Annotated in this window: 17 protein-coding genes and 1 tRNA gene; 1 reads left to right on the forward strand and 17 read right to left on the reverse strand. The window is 52.2% G+C overall.

Going from position 1 to position 20,164, the window contains the following annotated elements:
- From ABF287_RS11590 to ABF287_RS11610, 5 genes are all read right to left on the reverse strand, one after another.
- Positions 1 to 97, reverse strand: a 97-nt coding sequence (locus ABF287_RS11590) for a GTP-binding protein (RefSeq protein WP_284223729.1), incomplete at its 3' end; no start/stop codon positions are given.
- Between the two features lie 57 nt (positions 98 to 154).
- Complete coding sequence (gene fusA / locus ABF287_RS11595) at positions 155 to 2,272, reverse strand: elongation factor G (protein WP_347185166.1); 2,118 nt, start codon at positions 2,270 to 2,272, stop codon at positions 155 to 157.
- A 15-nt stretch (positions 2,273 to 2,287) separates the two neighbouring features.
- A complete protein-coding gene (rpsG, locus tag ABF287_RS11600) occupies positions 2,288 to 2,758 on the reverse strand; it encodes a 30S ribosomal protein S7 (protein ID WP_347185167.1) in 471 nt (156 codons plus the stop codon).
- A gap of 12 nt (positions 2,759 to 2,770) precedes the next feature.
- A complete protein-coding gene (gene rpsL / locus ABF287_RS11605) occupies positions 2,771 to 3,142 on the reverse strand; it encodes a 30S ribosomal protein S12 (RefSeq protein ID WP_085848203.1) in 372 nt (123 codons plus the stop codon).
- 293 nt (positions 3,143 to 3,435) lie between these two features.
- Entirely contained in the window at positions 3,436 to 4,317 is an 882-nt protein-coding gene (locus ABF287_RS11610; protein ID WP_347185168.1) for a DMT family transporter, read from the reverse strand.
- 160 nt (positions 4,318 to 4,477) lie between these two features.
- On the opposite strand from ABF287_RS11610, the gene ABF287_RS11615 reads away from it, so the two are divergent.
- On the forward strand, positions 4,478 to 5,494 hold the full coding sequence (locus ABF287_RS11615) for a glycosyltransferase family 2 protein (RefSeq protein WP_347185169.1): 1,017 nt from the start codon (positions 4,478 to 4,480) through the stop codon (positions 5,492 to 5,494).
- Between the two features lie 73 nt (positions 5,495 to 5,567).
- Here the strand turns inward: ABF287_RS11615 and rpoC are convergent, their stop codons facing one another.
- The 12 genes from rpoC to ABF287_RS11675 all read right to left on the reverse strand — a co-directional run bounded on the left by rpoC (position 5,568) and on the right by ABF287_RS11675 (position 19,949).
- Entirely contained in the window at positions 5,568 to 9,815 is a 4,248-nt protein-coding gene (gene rpoC, locus ABF287_RS11620) for a DNA-directed RNA polymerase subunit beta' (RefSeq protein ID WP_347185170.1), read from the reverse strand.
- A gap of 55 nt (positions 9,816 to 9,870) precedes the next feature.
- Entirely contained in the window at positions 9,871 to 14,007 is a 4,137-nt protein-coding gene (gene rpoB / locus ABF287_RS11625) for a DNA-directed RNA polymerase subunit beta (RefSeq protein WP_347185171.1), read from the reverse strand.
- A gap of 263 nt (positions 14,008 to 14,270) precedes the next feature.
- A complete protein-coding gene (gene rplL, locus ABF287_RS11630; protein WP_215942401.1) occupies positions 14,271 to 14,642 on the reverse strand; it encodes a 50S ribosomal protein L7/L12 in 372 nt (123 codons plus the stop codon).
- A 72-nt stretch (positions 14,643 to 14,714) separates the two neighbouring features.
- Positions 14,715 to 15,230 (reverse strand): 50S ribosomal protein L10, encoded by a 516-nt coding sequence (gene rplJ / locus ABF287_RS11635; RefSeq protein ID WP_347185172.1) that lies wholly within the window; start codon positions 15,228 to 15,230, stop codon positions 14,715 to 14,717.
- A gap of 451 nt (positions 15,231 to 15,681) precedes the next feature.
- Positions 15,682 to 16,380: a 50S ribosomal protein L1 gene (rplA, locus tag ABF287_RS11640; RefSeq protein WP_347185173.1), complete on the reverse strand. Its 699-nt coding sequence runs from the start codon at positions 16,378 to 16,380 to the stop codon at positions 15,682 to 15,684.
- Positions 16,380 to 16,805, reverse strand: a complete 426-nt coding sequence (rplK, locus tag ABF287_RS11645) for a 50S ribosomal protein L11 (protein WP_347185174.1) — start codon at positions 16,803 to 16,805, stop codon at positions 16,380 to 16,382. The genes rplA and rplK overlap by 1 nt, the downstream gene beginning before the upstream one ends.
- A 109-nt stretch (positions 16,806 to 16,914) precedes the next feature.
- Complete coding sequence (gene nusG, locus ABF287_RS11650; protein ID WP_347185175.1) at positions 16,915 to 17,451, reverse strand: transcription termination/antitermination protein NusG; 537 nt, start codon at positions 17,449 to 17,451, stop codon at positions 16,915 to 16,917.
- A gap of 212 nt (positions 17,452 to 17,663) precedes the next feature.
- Positions 17,664 to 18,215: a pyridoxamine 5'-phosphate oxidase family protein gene (locus tag ABF287_RS11655; protein ID WP_347185176.1), complete on the reverse strand. Its 552-nt coding sequence runs from the start codon at positions 18,213 to 18,215 to the stop codon at positions 17,664 to 17,666.
- A gap of 35 nt (positions 18,216 to 18,250) precedes the next feature.
- Positions 18,251 to 18,448: a preprotein translocase subunit SecE gene (gene secE / locus ABF287_RS11660; protein ID WP_347185177.1), complete on the reverse strand. Its 198-nt coding sequence runs from the start codon at positions 18,446 to 18,448 to the stop codon at positions 18,251 to 18,253.
- 191 nt (positions 18,449 to 18,639) lie between these two features.
- Positions 18,640 to 18,948, reverse strand: coding sequence for an EthD family reductase (locus tag ABF287_RS11665; protein WP_347185178.1), 309 nt, complete (start codon positions 18,946 to 18,948; stop codon positions 18,640 to 18,642).
- Positions 18,949 to 19,117: 169 nt separating this feature from the next.
- Positions 19,118 to 19,193, reverse strand: a tRNA-Trp gene (locus ABF287_RS11670).
- Positions 19,194 to 19,280: 87 nt separating this feature from the next.
- Positions 19,281 to 19,949, reverse strand: a complete 669-nt coding sequence (locus ABF287_RS11675; protein WP_347185179.1) for a CatB-related O-acetyltransferase — start codon at positions 19,947 to 19,949, stop codon at positions 19,281 to 19,283.
- Between the last annotated feature and the right edge of the window lie 215 nt (positions 19,950 to 20,164).

Raw genomic sequence — 20,164 nt, forward strand, 5'->3', positions numbered from 1 at the left:
TAATCGCAGCTGTCAACGTTGTCTTACCGTGGTCAACGTGGCCGATTGTGCCGATGTTACAGTGCGGTTTATTACGCTCGAACTTTTCCTTAGCCATGATGGCCTCCTAATAAATCTGAGGGGGACCGGACCAGCGCCCGATCCCCAATTGCGCTTAAGCGAATTTCGCTTGAATTTCTTCCGAGATGTTCGAAGGAACAGCATCGTAGTGATCGAACTGCATCGAGAACTGCGCACGGCCCGAAGACATAGAACGCAATGTGTTGATGTAACCGAACATGTTCGCAAGTGGTACAAACGCGTCGATTGCAATTGAAACACCGCGTGTGTCCTGACCCTGAACCTGCCCACGACGGGAGGTAAGATCACCAATGATGCCACCAGTGTATTCTTCTGGTGTAATCACTTCGACTTTCATGATTGGCTCGAGCATTTTCGCGCCAGCTTTTTTCATGCCTTCACGCATACACATACGTGCAGCGATCTCAAATGCCATGATTGAAGAGTCAACATCGTGGAACTTACCGTCAAGCAAGATCACTTTGAAGTCGATCACAGGGAAGCCAGCCAATGGGCCGTTATCCATAACCGACAAGATGCCTTTTTCGACGCCAGGGATGTATTCTTTAGGAACAGAACCACCAACAACTTTGGATTCGAAAGAGTACCCTTCGCCAGGCTCAGTTGGGATGATTTGCATCTTCACTTCGCCGTACTGACCAGAACCACCAGACTGTTTCTTGTGGGTGTATGTGTGCTCAACTTCGTGTGAAATTGTCTCACGGTAAGCCACTTGTGGGGCGCCGATGTTGGCTTCCACTTTAAACTCACGTTTCATACGGTCCACGAGAATATCGAGGTGAAGTTCGCCCATACCTTTCATGATGGTCTGACCAGATTCGAGGTCAGTCTCAACACGGAAGGATGGATCTTCAGCAGACAAACGCTGAAGCGCGATGCCCATTTTCTCTTGGTCAGCCTTAGTTTTAGGCTCAACCGCGATCTCGATCACTGGCTCAGGGAAGGTCATTGTTTCGAGAACAACAGGTTCGGCTGGTGAACAAAGTGTGTCACCTGTCGTTGTGTTCTTGAGACCACCCAAAGCGATGATGTCACCAGAGAACGCTTCGGTGATTTCTTCGCGATCGTTGGAGTGCATCATCATCATACGGCCAACACGCTCTTTGTTACCCTTGGTAGAGTTGAGCAAGTTGTCACCTTTTTCGAGCTTACCGGAGTAAATCCGAGTAAACGTCAAGGAGCCAACGAATGGGTCGTTCATGATTTTGAATGCGAGGCCAGAGAACGCCATGTCATCATCCGCGCGGCGCGGGATGTCACGTGTTTCAGTCTCATCACCTGGACGGAAGCCCATGTAGTCAACAACGTCGAGCGGGCTCGGCAAGTAGTCAACAACAGCGTTGAGCAATGGCTGAACGCCTTTGTTTTTGAAGGCAGAGCCACCAAGAACAGGGACGAAAGACAAAGACAGACAAGCTTTGCGGATCAACGCACGCAGTGCAGCTGGCTCAGGCTCTTTGCCTTCAAGGTAGGCTTCCATTGCATCATCGTCTTGCTCAACAGCAGCTTCAACAAGCTTTTCGCGGAATTCAGCAGCTTTGTCAGCCAAGCTTTCACGAATAGGGGCTTTCACCCAAGATGCGCCAAGGTCTTCGCCTTCCCACAACCATTCTTCCATAGTGACGAGATCAACCAAGCCTTCAAGCTCAGTTTCGGCACCAATTGGGAATGATACAGGGATTGCACGAGCGCCAGTGCGCTCTTCAACCATAGCAACACATTTGAAGAAGTCCGCGCCGATTTTGTCCATTTTGTTGACAAAAACCATACGTGGAACTTTGTAGCGGTCAGCTTGACGCCACACAGTTTCAGTTTGTGGTTCAACACCAGCGTTGGCGTCGAGAACACAAACAGCACCATCGAGAACAGCCAAAGAACGTTCAACTTCGATTGTGAAGTCAACGTGACCTGGTGTGTCGATGATGTTCATGCGGTGCTTAGCAGAATCCGGCTTCAAGCCGTCTTCTGTGCGTTCCCAGAATGTAGTTGTCGCAGCGGACGTGATGGTAATACCACGTTCCTGCTCTTGCTCCATCCAGTCCATTGTCGCAGCGCCATCGTGCACTTCGCCAATGTTATGCTCTTTACCTGTGTAGTACAGGATGCGCTCGGAACAGGTGGTTTTACCTGCGTCGATGTGCGCAATGATACCGAAGTTACGGTACAGTTCGAGAGGGTAATCGCGTGCCATATCGGTGCTTTCCTCTTACCAGCGGTAGTGGCTGAACGCTTTGTTCGCGTCGGCCATTTTGTGCGTGTCTTCACGTTTTTTCACAGCGGAACCACGGCCGTTTACTGCGTCGAGCAGCTCACCAGCGAGGCGTTCTTCCATTGTGTTTTCATTGCGTGAGCGAGCAGCTTTGATCAACCAGCGAATAGCAAGCGCTTCGCGGCGTTCAGTGCGCACTTCCACAGGCACCTGGTAAGTCGCACCACCAACACGGCGGGAACGAACTTCTACAGATGGTTTGATGTTTTCGAGTGCTTCGTGGAACACTTCGACTGGTGCTTTTTTGAGCTTGTCCTCAACACGGTCAAACGCGTTGTAAACGATTTTCTCAGCAGCAGATTTCTTGCCATCGATCATGAGGTTGTTCATGAACTTGGTCAAAATGCGATCGCCAAATTTGGCGTCAGGCAATACTTCGCGCTTCTCAGCGGCGTGACGACGGGACATACCAGTCTCTCCTTACTTAGGACGCTTAGCGCCGTATTTCGAACGACGTTGCTTACGGTCTTTAACACCTTGGGTATCCAGAACACCGCGAAGGATGTGGTAACGGACACCCGGAAGGTCTTTTACACGACCGCCGCGGATCAGAACCACAGAGTGCTCCTGAAGGTTGTGGCTTTCACCTGGGATGTAAGAAATAACCTCGAAGCCGTTTGTAAGGCGCACTTTGGCAACTTTACGCATAGCGGAGTTTGGTTTCTTTGGCGTCGTTGTGTAGACGCGCGTACATACACCACGTTTTTGTGGGCAGGACTCCAAGTGCATAGACTTCGAGCGCTTAACTTTCGGCTGGCGCGGTTTGCGGATCAGCTGTTGGATCGTTGGCATTGAGGGATTCCCCGTATTTCAACACATTTCGTCATGACGAATGTCATAACATCTCAGATAATTCGTTATGCAGAGCGCATAACACAAAAACCCGCTATCGCTCCCATTCCGAGGTGAGCGACGCGGTGAGTTCCCAGAGGATCAAAGCGAATTTAGGTGCTCGGATCTTGGCCACTACGATGTAGAATTCGGCTAAAAGAGGGAAACCCTCTACGCCGGATGAGGCGCGGTATATGGAGAGTCGCGCGGCTTGTCAACAGCGCCCAAGCTGCAACGCCTGTTCGTGATAGCCCTTATTTTTCTCGGGCAAGTCGCCGCTCGCGTAGCAAGGTGTAAATGCCTGTCGCAGCAATGATTGCGCCACCTATATATGTCCAAATATCAGGCCATTCTCCGAAGACCACAATCCCGATCAAGATCACCCAAATCAGAGCCGTGTATCGGAACGACGCCACAAAAGAAATGTCGCCAACCTTCATCATTGCGACGGCCAAAGCAAAGGCCACCGTAATCGCCACGGCATTTGCAACAATCCAAAATCCATCCGCGACAGTCATTGGATCCCATACAATAGTGGTCGAAATGAGCCCCATCAAAACAGTCACGCTTAGCGTCGCGCCAAGTGTCACGGTTGATGTCGACACGGCTGAGGACATCCCACGCACACTGAGATCGCGCACGGTGACGCTGATGACACCCAATAAGACCCACAACACCCCGTCTTCAAACCCGTCGGGCCCCGGCTTTACGATGAACAAAACGCCAACAAACCCGATGCCAATGGCCAGCATACGGCGCCACCCAATAGGCTGGCGAAACACCAAAGCCGCCCCAAGCGCGATCATCAACGGGCTTGACTGCAAAATCGCGCTCACGTTGGCAAAGGGCATCTTGGAAAGCGCGGTCACAATCCCAATCGATGCCGTCATCTCTGCCGCTGAGCGCAATGCGACCAACTTGCGATCTTGTTTGGGCATGCGCAACGACACAGGGCCAGTCACTTTCGTCAGGACTGTCATTACCAAAACCAACGTCAAAAGGCCGCGCAAAAACAGGACTTGGTACAGGTTAATGTGAGAAACCAAGCCCTTCATGATCGCATCGTTGATGGAAAAAGCGGCCATCGCGGCCATCATTAAGATGGCCCCACGTGTATTGTCTGATAAAGATCTCATGGAGCCCCCTGTTCCATCGGTTCTAGCAGTGACCGAAAGACATGCCCACCTGCAAATCGGGCCAAGGGATGTTCGCATACGCGCAAGCCGGATCGCTCACGTCAAAGCCCGTTGCTGTCTAACAGCGGCTATGCATAATTGGAAAAAACTGAGGCGAAAAATGGGCGAAAAGCTTGTCATTACAACGATGCGAAACGAGGGCCCGTTCATTTTGGAATGGGTCGCGTGGTACCGCATGCTCGGATTTGATCACGTTGTCATCCTGTACAACGACTGCACCGATCACTCACCTGCCCTTTTGCAAGCATTAGATGACGCCGGCATCATCACCGCAGTCCCATACACGCCAGACCCAAACCTACCGGTTAAGTCCACCGCGCTGCCGTTGATGCACAGCTTGCCCCGCGTTCAATCCGCCGAGTGGGTGTTCAACTGTGACGTCGATGAGTTTCTTGTTGTGCACGCAGGCGAAGGAATGTTGGACGATTTGATCGCTAAATTTGATCCAAGCCAAACGCACGGAATCGCCGTGTATTGGAAATGTTTCGGCGACGGTCACAACCTTGGCTGGGAAGATGAATTCACGCACCAATCGTTTACACGGTCGGCCAAATCCAAGCACACCGTGAATATCTTTTTCAAAACACTGGTTCGATGGCCAATGCACTTTGGCCGGCTCGGCGTCCATTCCCCACGGGGGTGGCGCGGCACAGGACAATGGGGCGAAGGGCCAAATCAATTGTGGTGTTGTGATGGTCAAGTCCTGAGTGCCTATTCGCCTCAAAACAACATCAAGCACACGACCTCACCCGTGGTCACGCACGACTACGCGCAGGTAAACCACTACATCACGCGAACTTCCGAAAGTTTTGCGTTGAAGCGTGGAACTCCTTCGACTGCAGCAAACAAGAACCGTTACACGGAACGGTTCTTTAAGGACAAAAACCGCAACGAAGTGCGCGACGAAAGTGCGCTAAAGTACGCGGCGCGTTTTGAGGCTGCCTATGCTGAAGTGTCATCGGCACCCAATGCGATGATGCTACATCATCAGTGCTGCATGGATTATGTCGAAGCGCTCTCAGAAGTGCACAACCGCCCGTATCTTGAGGACGTCCGTTGGGAATTCCACAAAGAAGAGCGCGACAAATTCGACACAAGTCCAACGCACGCCGACTGATTAACAAAAACAAGAACAGCACAAAAAAAGGCCCCGCTCTCGCAGGGCCTTTTTGATTTCTATGTGACGCGGCTTATGCGTCAGATTCTGGTGTCTCTACCAAAGTGCTTGCGAAGACATCATCAGCTGAGTCTTCTGCTGCAGGTGCTGGAGCTGCGAGCAAGGCCGCCGCTTCTGCTTCCGCGCGCGCATCTTCGATCACTGTCAAATCGCGATCGAGAGCAATTTTGCGCACTGCTTTGGTTGCGCCGCCAGTACCGGCTGGGATCAAGCGACCAACGATGACGTTTTCTTTGAGACCAACCAGTTTGTCGCGCTTGCCTTGGACAGATGCTTCGGTGAGCACGCGGGTGGTTTCTTGGAAGGACGCCGCAGAGATGAACGAACGTGTCTGCAAGGACGCCTTGGTGATCCCGAGAAGGATCGGCTGACCTTTAGCATGACGCCCGCCTTTGGACTCTGCTTTCGCATTGGCTTCGTCGAATTCGATTTTGTCCACGTTCTCGCCTTTGAGAAGTGTGGTGTCACCGGATTCGAGGATTTCCCATTTCTGCAACATTTGACGCACGATAACTTCGATGTGCTTATCGTTGATCTTAACGCCTTGCAGACGGTAAACTTCCTGCACCTCAGCGATCATGTAAACAGCCAGAGCCTCGATACCCATAATAGAAAGGATATCGTGCGGCGCTGGGTTGCCGTCCATGATGTAGTCGCCTTTGGTCACAAAGTCGCCTTCAGCCACAGGGATGTGTTTCCCTTTTGGCACCATGTATTCGACTTTGACATCCGGATCGTCTTTGGACTCAATCGAAATACGACGTTTGTTTTTATAGTCCTTGCCGTAGCGCACGTAGCCGTCGATTTCCGCGATGATCGCGTGATCTTTCGGACGACGTGCTTCGAAGAGCTCAGCAACACGCGGCAAACCACCGGTGATGTCTTTGGTCTTCGCGCCTTCGCGTGGAATACGTGCAACAACGTCACCCGCTTGGATGTCCTGACCGTCCTCGATTGAGAGAACAGCATCAACAGACATCAAGTAAGTCACAGGGTTGCCAACGTCGTTGCGCATTGGTTCGCCGTCTGCATCCAAGATCAGAACCTCAGGTTTCAGATCGCCGCCTTTAGGGACAGAACGCCAGTCAGACACGATTTTCTGAGACATACCAGTCGCGTCATCGGTGACGTCGCGAATAGAGAGGCCAGAAATGAGGTCGACAAACTTCGCCTTACCGCCTTTTTCAGCGATGATTGGAAGTGTGTACGGATCCCATTCGAACAGCTTGTGACCACGCGGGATCTTTTCGCCATCTGTAACAAAGACCTTGGTGCCGTAGCCGAGTTTGTAAGACGCCAATTCGACGCCGTGCTCGTCCACGATAGCCATTTGCATGTTGCGGCCCATAACGATGTTTTCGCCATGAGTGTTTTCCAAAAGCATCGCATTGGTGAAGACGATTTTGCCTTCTTGGTTGCTTTCTTGGAACGACTGTTGGCCACCCTGCGCAACACCGCCGATGTGGAAGGTACGCATTGTAAGCTGCGTGCCTGGCTCACCAATGGATTGTGCCGCGATGATGCCGACGGCCTCACCTTGGTTGACCATAGTACCGCGTGCAAGGTCACGACCGTAACAGTTCGCACAAACGCCTTCTTCGGCCTCACATGTCAGCGGTGAACGGATGCGCATTGTTGCGATCCCTGCTGATTCAATGAGGTCTGATTTGCGTTCGTCGATCAGTTCGTTTTTCGCGACCAACACTTCGTCTGTGCCTGGACGCAAAACATCGTCGGCAGCGACGCGACCAAGGATACGCTCAGCAAGTGATGCAACAACTTCACCGTCATTCACAGCCGCTTCGGCAGTGATGGCGATTTCAGTGCCACAGTCGACTTCGCGTACGATACAGTCTTGTGCAACATCCACGAGGCGACGTGTCAGGTAACCGGAGTTCGCTGTTTTAAGCGCAGTATCCGACAGACCCTTACGAGCACCGTGGGTGGAGTTAAAGTACTCAAGAACCGACAAGCCCTCTTTAAAGTTCGAGATGATCGGTGTCTCGATGATTTCGCCGGACGGCTTGGCCATAAGACCGCGCATACCGCCAAGTTGTTTCATCTGAGTAACAGAACCACGCGCACCAGAGTGAGCCATCATGTAAACGGAGTTCGGCTCGTTTTCAGCGCCGTTCTCGTCCACACCTGCAGTCGAGATGTTCAACATCATCGCTTCGGTGACTTTGTCATTACACTTGGCCCAAGCATCAACAACTTTGTTGTACTTCTCGCCTTGGGTGATCAGACCGTCCATGTACTGTTGTTCGAAGTCCTGAACCTGACCGCGGGTTTCATCAACCAATGGCCATTTTGAGTCAGGGATAACCATGTCGTCTTTACCGAACGAGATGCCGGCTTTGAACGCTTCACGGAAGCCCAAAGTCATGATCTGGTCACAGAAGATCACAGACTCTTTTTGACCACAGTAGCGGTAAACAGTGTCGATGACCTGCTGCACTTCTTTCTTACGCAACAGACGGTTCACAAGATCGAATGGCGCTTTTGCGTTCAGTGGCAAAAGACCACCAAGGCGCAAACGACCAGGCGTTGTGTCGAACAAGACAGGCACTTCTTGGCCAGTTTCGTCGATTTGGATCATACGCGCTTTGATCTTGGCGTGCAGGTGCACTTCGCCCGCGTTCAACGCGTGCTCAACCTCTTCGATGTCGGAGAAGATCATGCCTTCACCCTTCATCCCGCTACGCTCCATAGTCACGTAGTAGAGGCCCAAAATCATATCCTGTGATGGAACAATGATCGGCGCGCCGTTGGCTGGCGACAGAACGTTGTTTGTAGACATCATCAAGACGCGTGCTTCAAGCTGTGCTTCCAAAGACAAAGGCACGTGAACAGCCATTTGGTCACCGTCGAAGTCGGCGTTAAACGCCGAACAAACGAGTGGGTGCAGGTTGATCGCTTTGCCTTCAACCAACACAGGTTCAAACGCTTGGATACCCAAACGGTGAAGCGTTGGCGCGCGGTTGAGCATCACTGGGTGTTCGCGAATAACCTCGTCGAGGATATCCCACACTTCTGGACGCTCTTTTTCGACCAATTTCTTGGCTTGCTTCACAGTGGAAGACAGACCTTTGGCTTCAAGACGCGAGTAGATGAACGGCTTAAACAGCTCGAGCGCCATCTTTTTGGGCAAACCACACTGGTGAAGCTTGAGCTCAGGGCCCGTCACAATCACCGAACGACCAGAGAAGTCGACGCGTTTACCCAAAAGGTTTTGACGGAAGCGACCTTGCTTACCCTTCAGCATGTCTGACAGCGATTTCAATGGACGCTTGTTGGCGCCAGTGATCACGCGGCCACGACGGCCGTTGTCGAACAATGCGTCGACAGATTCTTGCAACATACGTTTCTCGTTGCGCACGATGATATCGGGCGCACGCAGCTCGATGAGGCGTTTGAGACGGTTGTTACGGTTGATCACGCGGCGGTACAGATCGTTGAGATCGGACGTCGCGAAACGACCACCATCCAGTGGAACGAGTGGGCGCAATTCTGGCGGGATCACAGGGATCACAGTCAAAATCATCCACTCAGGACGGTTGCCAGATTCCAAGAAGGACTCAACGATTTTGAGACGCTTGATGATCTTTTTAGGTTTCAGCTCACCAGTCGCTTCTTTGAGGTCTTCACGCAGTTGGTCTGCGGTGGACTCAAGATCGATGTTGGACAGCATTTTACGGATCGCTTCAGCACCGATGTCGGCTTCAAAAGCGTCTGCACCGTAGAGATCTTGCGCGTCCATGAACTCTTCTTCGGTCATCATTTGACCGTAGATGAGGTCAGTGAGACCCGGCTCAATCACCACGTAGTTTTCAAAGTACAAAACGCGCTCAAGATCACGCAAAGTCATATCGAGCATAAGGCCGATACGGCTTGGAAGTGATTTCAAGAACCAGATGTGCGCCACTGGAGCTGCAAGCTCGATGTGGCCCATACGTTCGCGACGTACTTTCTGAAGGGTAACTTCAACACCACATTTCTCGCAGACAACGCCGCGGTACTTCATGCGTTTGTATTTACCACACAAGCATTCGTAGTCTTTGATCGGGCCAAAGATACGCGCACAGAAAAGGCCGTCACGTTCTGGTTTGAACGTCCGGTAGTTGATGGTTTCTGGTTTTTTAATTTCACCAAAAGACCATGAAAGAATCCGCTCAGGAGACGCCAAGGACACTTTGATCTCGTCAAAGGTCGCAGGCTGCGCCAGAGGGTTAAACGGGTTTGTTGTTAGTTCCTGGTTCATCTTTTGAGTTCCTCAAATTGTTGCGGAAAGGAGAGAGAAATAAGCGCCGAAGCCCTTATTCCTCATCCTCCGCATCCAGGAGTTCCATGTTGAGACCGAGGCCACGGACTTCTTTGACAAGAACATTGAAGGACTCGGGGATGCCCGCTTCAAAGTTGTCTTCGCCCTTAACGATCGACTCGTAGACTTTTGCACGACCAGCGACGTCATCTGATTTCACTGTGAGCATCTCTTGCAGCGTGTATGCCGCGCCGTATGCTTCCAGTGCCCAAACTTCCATCTCACCAAAGCGCTGACCACCAAACTGTGCCTTACCACCCAGCGGCTGCTGAGTAACAAGAGAGTATGGACCCGTTGAACGGGCGTGGATTTTGTCGTCCACAAGGTGGTGCAGTTTCAGCAGGTACTTCATGCCAACAGTCACACGACGTGAGAATTGCTCGCCTGTGCGGCCGTCAAACAGAACCGACTGTGCTGAGGTATCGAAACCAGCTTTCGCCAAGGCTTCGTTGATGTCAGCCTCTTTGGCGCCGTCGAAAACAGGTGTCGCAATTGGAACACCGTTCACAACGTTGCCAGCTTTTTCGAGCAGGTCTTTGTCTTCGAGGTCTTTCAGGATCTCATCGTGCACATTGTCGCCGTACACGAATTTCATCGCGTCTTTGACCGGTGTCATGTCACCGGAGCGGCGGTATTCTTGCAGAGCTTCGTCCACTTGAATGCCCATGCCGCGTGCGGCCCAACCCATGTGAGTTTCGAGAATCTGACCAACGTTCATACGTGATGGAACGCCGAGCGGGTTCAGACAGAAATCAACAGGCGTACCATCTGCGAGGAACGGCATGTCCTCCATTGGTACAACGCGTGAAATCACACCTTTGTTCCCGTGACGACCAGCCATTTTATCACCAGGCTGAAGCTTACGCTTCACAGCGATAAAGACTTTGACCATCTTCATCACACCCGGAGGCAAATCGTCGCCGCGACGTACTTTTTCGACCTTGTCTTCAAAACGGTGTTCAAGAGCACGTTTTTGAATTTCGTACTGCTCGTTCAACGCCTCGACGAGGATTGCATCGTCTTCGTCCTCAAGTGCCAACTGCCACCACTGACCTTTGGACAATTGATCCAAAAGCGCATCATCGATGACAACATTTGGCGCAACGCCTTTAGGGCCTTTTGCTGCGACTTTGCCGAAGATCATGGATTTCAGACGCGCATAGATGTTGCGATCCAAGATGCCAAGTTCGTCGTCGCGGTCACGTGCGAGGCGTTCGATTTCTTCACGTTCGATCTGAACAGAGCGCTCGTCCTTTTCAACGCCGTGGCGGTTGAAGACGCGCACTTCTACGATCGTACCGTAATCGCCCGGTTTCACACGCAAAGATGTGTCACGCACGTCAGAGGCTTTCTCACCAAAGATGGCGCGCAGAAGTTTTTCTTCTGGTGTCATCGGGCTTTCGCCGTTTGGGGTGATTTTACCAACGAGAATGTCACCTGGCTCAACGTGAGCACCGATGTACACGATCCCAGCTTCGTCGAGGTTGCGCAAAGCTTCCTCGCCAACGTTTGGAATATCGCGGGTGATTTCTTCTGGGCCGAGTTTCGTATCACGGGCCGCAACTTCGAATTCTTCGATGTGAACCGAAGTGAAAACGTCGTCACGTGCGATACGTTCGGAGATCAGAATGGAGTCTTCGTAGTTGTAGCCATTCCAAGGCATAAACGCCACGCAGACGTTTTTACCCAAAGCCAATTCGCCCATATCTGTAGACGGACCGTCAGCAATAACTTCGTTTTTGCCAACAGTATCACCAACCTTAACCAGTGGTTTTTGGTTGATACAGGTGTTTTGGTTCGAACGCTGGAACTTACGCAGACGGTAGATGTCTACACCTGGATCGCCAGGCTCAAGATCATGCGTTGCGCGCACAACGATACGTGTCGCATCGACTTGGTCGATGACACCCGCACGTTTCGCCAAGATCGCAGCGCCGGAATCGCGAGCCACGACTTCTTCGATACCTGTACCAACAAGCGGTGCCTCAGCACGCAAAAGCGGAACAGCCTGACGTTGCATGTTCGAGCCCATCAAGGCCCGGTTCGCATCGTCGTTTTCGAGGAATGGGATCAAGGACGCAGCAACAGAAACCAGCTGCTTTGGTGAAACGTCGATCAAGTCCACGTTTTCAGGCGGGTTGAGCGCGTGCTCACCAGACTGACGTGTAGACACGAAGTCGTTTACGAAGCGACCATCGGCATCAAGCGATGCGTTGGCCTGCGCCACAGTGTGACGCATTTCTTCGGTCGCGGACATGTACTGAACATCGTCAGTCACTTGGCCGTCAACAACCTTGCGGTATGGCGTTTCGATAAAGCCGTATTTGTTCACGCGTGCAAATGTTGCAAGCGAGTTGATCAGACCAATGTTCGGACCCTCTGGAGTCTCAATTGGACACATACGACCGTAGTGCGTGATGTGAACGTCGCGAACCTCAAAGCCCGCACGTTCGCGTGTCAAACCACCTGGCCCAAGCGCAGACAAACGACGTTTGTGTGTAACTTCGGACAATGGGTTGGTTTGGTCCATGAACTGTGACAGCTGCGAAGAGCCGAAGAATTCACGAACAGCCGCCGCAGCAGGTTTCGCGTTGATCAAATCTTGTGGCATGACTGTGTCGATTTCGACAGAAGACATACGCTCTTTGATCGCACGTTCCATGCGCAGAAGGCCAACACGATATTGGTTTTCCATCAGCTCGCCAACAGAACGCACACGACGGTTGCCCAAGTGGTCAATATCGTCGATGTCGCCTTTGCCGTCGCGCAATTCTACCAAGGCTTTGATACAAGCAATGATATCTTCACGGCGCAAAGTGCGGTGTGTGTCTGGTGCATCGAGATCAAGACGCATGTTCATTTTCACACGGCCAACCGCGGAAAGGTCATAACGCTCGGAATCGAAGAAGAGGCTTTCGAACAAAGTCGACGCTGCATCAACGGTCGGTGGCTCACCTGGACGCATCACGCGGTAGATATCCATGAGCGCAGTTTCGCGGTTCATGTTTTTATCTTGTGCAAGCGTGTTGCGGATGTATGGGCCAACGTTCACGCCATCGATGTCGAGCACTGGGATATCAGTGATGCCCGCATCCAACAGGTCTTTCAAAGACCCGCCGATGACTGTGCCGTCTTTGTCCATCTCAAGAAGAAGTTCGTCACCAGCTTCGACGTAAATCGCGCCAGTTTCTTCGTTGATGATGTCTTTCGCTGCGTACTTACCGATGATGTTCTCGTAGGGAACGAGAAGCTCAGTCACTGAACCTTCATCGATGATTTTCTTAACCGCACGCGGTGTCATTTTGTCGCCAGCTTTACAGATGATTTCACCTGTTGCAGCGTCGACCAAATCAAACGCCGGACGTGTGCCGCGGACGCGCTCTGGGAAGAACGGGGTCACCCAACCTTTGTTCTTTTCGAGCTTGTATTCGATCGTCTCGTAGTAGGCGTCCATGATGCCTTCTTGGTCGAGACCAAGCGCATACAAAAGGGACGTCACTGGCAATTTGCGACGACGGTCAATGCGCACAAACACGGTGTCTTTGGCGTCGAATTCGAAGTCGAGCCAAGAGCCGCGGTACGGAATAATGCGACATGCAAACAACAGTTTACCTGAAGAGTGCGTTTTGCCTTTGTCGTGATCAAAGAACACACCAGGGGAGCGGTGCATCTGAGACACGATCACGCGCTCTGTACCGTTCACAACGAAGGTGCCGTTTGGTGTCATCAAAGGCATATCGCCCATGAACACGTCTTGTTCTTTGATGTCTTTCACAGACTTGGCGCCTGTGTCTTCGTCCACATCAAATACGATGAGGCGCAGCGTCACTTTCAGTGGCGCGCTGTAGGTCATGTCGCGTTGCTGACATTCCTCTACATCGTATTTAGGCTTTTCAAGTTCGTACTTTACGAACTCAAGAACAGCGGTCTCGTTGAAATCCTTAATCGGGAAGACCGATTGGAAAACACCTTTGATGCCTTCGCCGTCAAGCGGCTGTGGCTCATCGCCGGACTTCAAAAAGAGGTCGTATGAAGATTTTTGAACCTCAATGAGGTTCGGCATTTCAAGCACTTCACGGATTTTTCCGTAGTACTTCCGGAGCCGTTTCTGGCCAAGGTAGGTCGATGCCATGTGCGTCAGTACCTTTCGAGTTTTCGCGAGCTGCATCCTGCCGTTGGGCGCCGGCCGATGTACCCTTACGAAACAGAGAAGTTCGATCTATTCCTGCCACCGTCCCACCGGTGGCTCCCGATCTGAACCCTCCTTAGAAAATGCCCGATTGGGCACTTGCTAAGGCGGACTTTTAGTTTTCTGCCCCTTAAGACAGGTTCGGCTGGACCCCGAAAATCGGGATCCAGCCTTAACTTTATGCGGCCTTTAAAAGGCCTAAGCGATTAAGCAACTTCGACTGTAGCGCCTGCTGCTTCGAGTTTCGCTTTAACGTCTTCAGCTTCAGCTTTATCAACGCCTTCTTTGATTTTGCCGCCAGCTTCGACGAGATCTTTAGCTTCTTTGAGGCCAAGACCAGTGATCGCGCGAACTTCTTTGATTACGCCGATTTTGGACGCGCCAGCGTCTTTCAATACAACATCAAATTCAGTTTTTTCTTCAGCAGCCGCACCAGCGTCTGCAGCGCCAGCAACCATTACAGCGCCGCCAGCAGCAGGCTCGATGCCGTACTCGTCTTTAAGGATAGTTTTCAGTTCTTGTGCTTCGAGAAGTGTAAGACCTACGATCTCTTCAGCAAGTTTTTTCAGATCAGCCATTGTACTGTTTCCGTTCGTTTAAATTTCTGTTCCAACGTGTGCTTTATGCAAACTACGTCAGTCCTAGATTGCTTATGCAGCTTCTTTGTCTTCGATAGTAGACAAGATGCCAGCGATGTTCGAAGCAGGAGCGCCAATCGCGCCAGCGATGTTCGATGCAGGTGCGCCAATGCAACCAACGATAGAAGCAATAAGCTCCTCGCGAGAAGGCATTTTCGCAACGGCTGCAACACCGGCGACGTCGAGAGCGTTATCACCCATAGCACCACCAAGGATAACGAACTTGTCGTTGTCTTTAGCGAATGCCTCAGAAACCTTGGCCGCAGCCACAGGATCTTCTGAGTAAGTCATAACAGTCATGCCTGTCAGGTATTCAGCAATGCTTTCGCAAGGCTTACCGTCGAGGGCGATTTTGGCGAGCTTGTTCTTGGCAACGCGTACGGATCCACCTACTTCACGCATACGCGCGCGCAGATCCTGCATATCAGCAACCGTGAGACCTTCGTAGCGGGCAACTACTACAACGCCAGAGCTGTCAAAGATTTGGCCGAGCTCGTCGACCATTTTTTCTTTTTGGGCTCTATCCACAGTTTTTCTCCAATTTTGGAAAGGTTTCCCCTTCCGGCTCATTTCTACCGGCAGATGCCGGCACGAAGTCCGTTACGGGGCTGCGCCAAAGTCACCCGAGGTAATACCTCAAATAAACTTTTCGTCTTCCCGTCTCAGGCAGGAATTATGGAAAGAAACCCTTCCACCCGCCGTCTTGGACGAAGCGCAAAACAGCGCACGACGAATCGCACACTGAGCTGCATGACGGTATGTAGAAGGAATTAACACAGAGAGCAAGGGGTTACCCAGCTCGAAAGCACCGCGATCTCGCGGCAGCTGTGACGTTCTGTATATGAGTACCGTAGCACACATCCGGTGCTCGCGCTAGGCCCGCTTCGCAACATGTGAAATCGTGTAAAATTGATGGGGGCCACTCAACGAAAAAGGCGCCCCCAAGGGAGCGCCTTTCAAATCTTATAAAGCGGTTGGCTTAGTTGCCAGTTGCGTTGTCGATGTTCAAAGTCACGCCTGGGCCCATTGTAGAGGACAGGGAAACTTTTTGCATGTACGCGCCTTTTGTGCCGGATGGGCGTGCTTTTTGCACGGCATCAACAAATGCACGAACGTTTTCGACAAGCTGCTCATCAGAGAAAGATGCTTTGCCAACGCCAGCGTGAACAACGCCGCCTTTTTCAGCTTTGAACTGAACTTCGCCGCCTTTTGCTGCTTCAACGGCCGCTTTCACGTCCATAGTCACAGTGCCAACTTTTGGGTTTGGCATCAGGTTGCGTGGGCCGAGAACTTTACCAAGACGACCAACGATAGGCATCATGTCAGGTGTTGCGATACAACGATCGAAGTCGATTGTGCCGCCCTGAATGGTTTCCATCAGGTCTTCTGCGCCGATGATGTCTGCGCCAGCAGCTTTCGCTTCGTCAGCCTTAGGGCCGCGTGCGAAAACAGCAACACGAACAGTTTTGCCAGTGCCGTTAGGCAAAGACACAACGCCGCGAACCATTTGGTCAGCGTGACGTGGGTCAACACCGAGGTTCAATGCGATTTCAACAGTTTCGTCGAATTTTGCTGTCGCGCCGGATTTAACCAATGCGATTGCATCTTCAACTGTGAGGTCTGCTTTGCCTGCGAATGCTTCGCGCGCTGCAGTTGTACGTTTACCGAGTTTCGCCATTACTTCACCTCGATGCCCATAGAACTCGCGGAACCGAGGATGATTTTCATCGCTGCCTCGATATCGTTGGCGTTCAGGTCTTTCATTTTTGCTTCGGCGATTTCTTTCACCTGAGCAACAGTCACGGAGCCAACAGTCTCACGGCCAGGCAATTTCGCACCGGATGAGAGTTTCGCAGCTTTCTTGAGGAAGTAGGACGCTGGTGGCGTCTTGATGTCCATCGTGAAAGATTTGTCGGCGTAGTAAGTGATCACGGTCGGGCAAGGTGCGCCTGGCTCGAGATCCTGCGTTTTTGCGTTAAACGCCTTACAGAATTCCATAATGTTAATACCGCGCTGACCGAGCGCCGGACCCACGGGTGGGGACGGGTTCGCTTTGCCTGCTGGCACTTGCAGCTTCATAGTACCTGCGAGTTTCTTGGCCATGTGGCCTCTCCTTTTTCAACTCCCCGACCAACAGCGCGCTGCGGCGGGATTAATGGTTGGCGGTCTGGTCCGAGCAACGCGTTGCCCTCGCCTCCCACACATGTACCGCTTAGGCCAGTTTGTTGACCTGAGCGAATTCCAAATCGACCGGCGTAGCGCGGCCAAAAATCGAAACAGCAACTTTGAGGCGCTGTGCCTCGTCGTCGACTTCTTCGACCATACCTTCGAAGCCTTCGAAAGCCCCTTCAGCGACGGACACCTGCTCACCCACTTCAAAGGTGATGGTGGAGCGCGGCGCTTCCGTGCTTGTTTCTTCGGCGCGACCGATGATGGCCTCAACTTCTGCATCGCGCATTGGCACTGGGCGCCCAAAAGAACCGAGGAAACCGGTGACCCGGTTAATCGAGTTCACGAGGTGGTAGCCTTCGTCAGTCATTTCCATGCGCACAAGAACGTAACCAGGCATGAAGCGACGTTCTGCTGTCACTTTTTTGCCGCGGCGCACTTCGATGACTTCTTCGGTCGGAACCAAAACTTCGTCGAACTGATCCTCAAGGCCCTTTTCAACCACAGCAACTCTGATCGCTTCAGCAATTTTTTTCTCGAAGTTCGAGAGAACGCTCACCGAATACCAACGCTTAGCCATGATGCCTTTGCCTTTTCAATCATTCCGGCATTTCTACCGGATATCGTTATTTCATAAGCACTTATGTGCCTTTTCCCCGAACAGTAAAGCGGCGCGCAACACGAATCGATGCACGCCAGCTCAGTGGAATGGGCAGCAACTACCGCGCCTTGCCCATAAGTTCAAGTGTTTAGACGTCCAAACCGTGAGGTTTGATGGCGAGTTTCGCGGCTCTATTCAGGCTGCAAGCCCGTTGGCAGGCCGTCCATCGAGGTCATGTTTTTCTTGCGCTTGTAGGCTTCGATTTCTTCTGGCGTTTTTGCTTCAGCCCAATTTTTGAGTGAGGGGCGGTCCCGCTGAAACTCAAACAGCGGCACGCCGTATCCGCACGACGTTTGTACAAGATCGAAATCGAGCACAAATATTTGCCGTGCGTTCTTGGGCTCAGCGTCAAAATGCGTTGCAATCAAGGTTTGATATTCATCGGTGCCACGATGCACGGTGCGCCCCGTACCATACAGCCGCATGATCATAGGCGGACCAGAGACGGCGCAAAACATAAACGTCAAACGCCCATCGGCAATCATATGCGCCGCAGTTTCATTGCTGGAGCCAACGAGATCAAGGAAGAGCGTTTCGTTCGGTCCTGTCACGCGCAGCAATTCGGTTGAACGCGGGGTCAGGTTGATCCGTGTGCCTTCTGCCGCTGACGCACAAAAGAACATATGCTGACGCGCAATGAACGCAGCATGGTCTTCGGACAAAGATGTAAATTGTTCAGCCATATAAGGACCCCCAAGGTCCGAAAATGGACCGTAAATTAACCGACGGCGTTAAGAAGCGCCGCGAGACCCGTGCGGATGCCAATGTCGACGATGAAAAAGAACGTTGCGGTAAGCGCCGCCATGATGAAGACCATCACAGTTGTCAGCATCACTTCGCGGCGGGTTGGCCAAACGATTTTGGAAACTTCTGCACGGACTTGCTGGATGAACAGAAGTGGGTTTGCCTTGGCCATTGTCTTTTCCTAAACCTATAGGTCGTGTGTGTTGTGGTGTTGGGCATGTACGCCACAGCGCGCCTGAATTCAAGCCCGAAGGACAGCGAAGCACGCGGTTGTGCCTCAAGGTTCGGTTGAAACGGCATTTTCAGCACAAATCGCGCCGATTTCCGGCCCGCACCAGACGGGTGCAAGCCGGAATAGCGGTCTTACGCGACAACTTCACCGATCAGCATCTGCGGCTCACCGCTGAAGAAGTTTGGAATGTCGGCAAGCACGGGTTCCGAAACAGCAAGGGCACTATCGAGGGCGGCTTGATTCTCGAAAACAAGCGTCGCGATTGTGTGGTAGCCAGCGGGCGTATCTGGGCCGCCGGCCAAACCTTTACTAACAGACAAGCTGCTACAGAATGGCCCCATCGCTTCGCCTGCGAGCGGCAAATGCTTTGCCGCATAATAGGCGTGATCAAAGGTCGTATCATTGGTCGTTGGGTAGAGAACTTGCAGTGTAACTGGCATGTTGGCCTCCAAAATGTTCCATATTAAGTTATAGCAACGCCAACATATTAACCTAAGGTAACCCCAAAAGATAGCTGACCAAAGGTTGGCCCCAACATCACAAGATGTAGGCAAGCGCAACTCGCATTTACACGTCAAAACGTCAGTCGCATATCAGATAATTTGGAAATGGCAGGGGCACCAGGGTTCGAACCCGGGACCTACGGTTTTGGAGACCGTCGCTCTACCAACTGAGCTATACCCCTACTTGGCGGTGTGGATACGAAAGCCACCCGCCCTTTGCAAGCGGAAAACCACGGCCAACGGACGAAAATGCGCTGAACCCCTGCGTGCTATGACCCATTCTGCTTTTTCGCCAAGGCTTTGGTCAGTGCATCAAGGTCCGCCGAGGCCAAAACAGGCACCAGTTCGCGAATCTGCGCAAGCGGCAGATCCCACCATGCCAGCTCCAACAATAGCGCCACGACCTCAGGCGAGAATCGCATTTTGACAACACGCGCAGGATTGCCAGCCGCCACCGCATAGGGCGGCACATCTTTTATCACCACGGCCCCAGTGCCGATAATGGCACCATGCCCCAAGGTGACCCCCGGCATGATTTTGGCATCGTGACCAATCCAAACGTCATGACCAACGACGGTATCGCGGCGATTCTCGAAATACTCAGATGCGAAATGCGGCATCAGATCAGCATCGAAACTGCCAAAGGGATAGGCCGTAAACCAGTCGCGCGCATGATTTGCGCTGTCGGTGATAAACCGTGTGCCATGCGCGAACTGGCCGAATTTGCCAATGATCAGTTTTTCTGGCGCGCCCGGGTATAGGTACGGTGCAATGCGCGCGGCGTAATCCTCAACGAGCTCAAAATCATTGTAATAGGTATAGGACCCGACCGAGATATTGGGGTGATCAATGACCGACTTGAGCCAAACCGTGTTGGTGTAAGGGCTGCCGTCAGGCAAGGTGATGGGGTGACGTGACGCGTCGTTCAGAAAAGGCATACTGCGCTCCTGTTTTCAGATCAAAATTGAAATCGGGGCAGTTATTGAATCACGACACTCTCCATTGGTTGACTCCCTCATATCATCGGCGGGTCCAAAACGCAAAAAGGGCGCCCTATTGGACGCCCTTTCTAAGTCATATCGGTGTGTAGATTACTCTACGATTTTAGACACAACACCGGAACCAACTGTGCGGCCACCTTCGCGGATCGCGA

The sequence above is a fragment of the Pacificibacter sp. genome (assembly GCF_039769035.1).
In the GTDB taxonomy this organism is placed as follows: domain Bacteria; phylum Pseudomonadota; class Alphaproteobacteria; order Rhodobacterales; family Rhodobacteraceae; genus Celeribacter.

Coding starts and splice junctions, on each gene's coding strand:
- secE (WP_347185177.1), bottom strand. CDS start 18,448: ATGGCCAAGGCAAACCCACTTCTGTTCATCCAGCAAGTCCGTGCAGAA.
- ABF287_RS11615 (WP_347185169.1), top strand. CDS start 4,478: ATGGGCGAAAAGCTTGTCATTACAACGATGCGAAACGAGGGCCCGTTC.
- rplL (WP_215942401.1), bottom strand. CDS start 14,642: ATGGCTGATCTGAAAAAACTTGCTGAAGAGATCGTAGGTCTTACACTT.
- ABF287_RS11610 (WP_347185168.1), bottom strand. CDS start 4,317: ATGAGATCTTTATCAGACAATACACGTGGGGCCATCTTAATGATGGCC.
- rpoB (WP_347185171.1), bottom strand. CDS start 14,007: ATGGCATCGACCTACCTTGGCCAGAAACGGCTCCGGAAGTACTACGGA.
- rplA (WP_347185173.1), bottom strand. CDS start 16,380: ATGGCGAAACTCGGTAAACGTACAACTGCAGCGCGCGAAGCATTCGCA.
- fusA (WP_347185166.1), bottom strand. CDS start 2,272: ATGGCACGCGATTACCCTCTCGAACTGTACCGTAACTTCGGTATCATT.
- rpsL (WP_085848203.1), bottom strand. CDS start 3,142: ATGCCAACGATCCAACAGCTGATCCGCAAACCGCGCCAGCCGAAAGTT.
- ABF287_RS11655 (WP_347185176.1), bottom strand. CDS start 18,215: ATGGCTGAACAATTTACATCTTTGTCCGAAGACCATGCTGCGTTCATT.
- nusG (WP_347185175.1), bottom strand. CDS start 17,451: ATGGCTAAGCGTTGGTATTCGGTGAGCGTTCTCTCGAACTTCGAGAAA.
- rplK (WP_347185174.1), bottom strand. CDS start 16,805: ATGGCCAAGAAACTCGCAGGTACTATGAAGCTGCAAGTGCCAGCAGGC.
- ABF287_RS11665 (WP_347185178.1), bottom strand. CDS start 18,948: ATGCCAGTTACACTGCAAGTTCTCTACCCAACGACCAATGATACGACC.
- rpoC (WP_347185170.1), bottom strand. CDS start 9,815: ATGAACCAGGAACTAACAACAAACCCGTTTAACCCTCTGGCGCAGCCT.
- rpsG (WP_347185167.1), bottom strand. CDS start 2,758: ATGTCCCGTCGTCACGCCGCTGAGAAGCGCGAAGTATTGCCTGACGCC.
- ABF287_RS11675 (WP_347185179.1), bottom strand. CDS start 19,949: ATGCCTTTTCTGAACGACGCGTCACGTCACCCCATCACCTTGCCTGAC.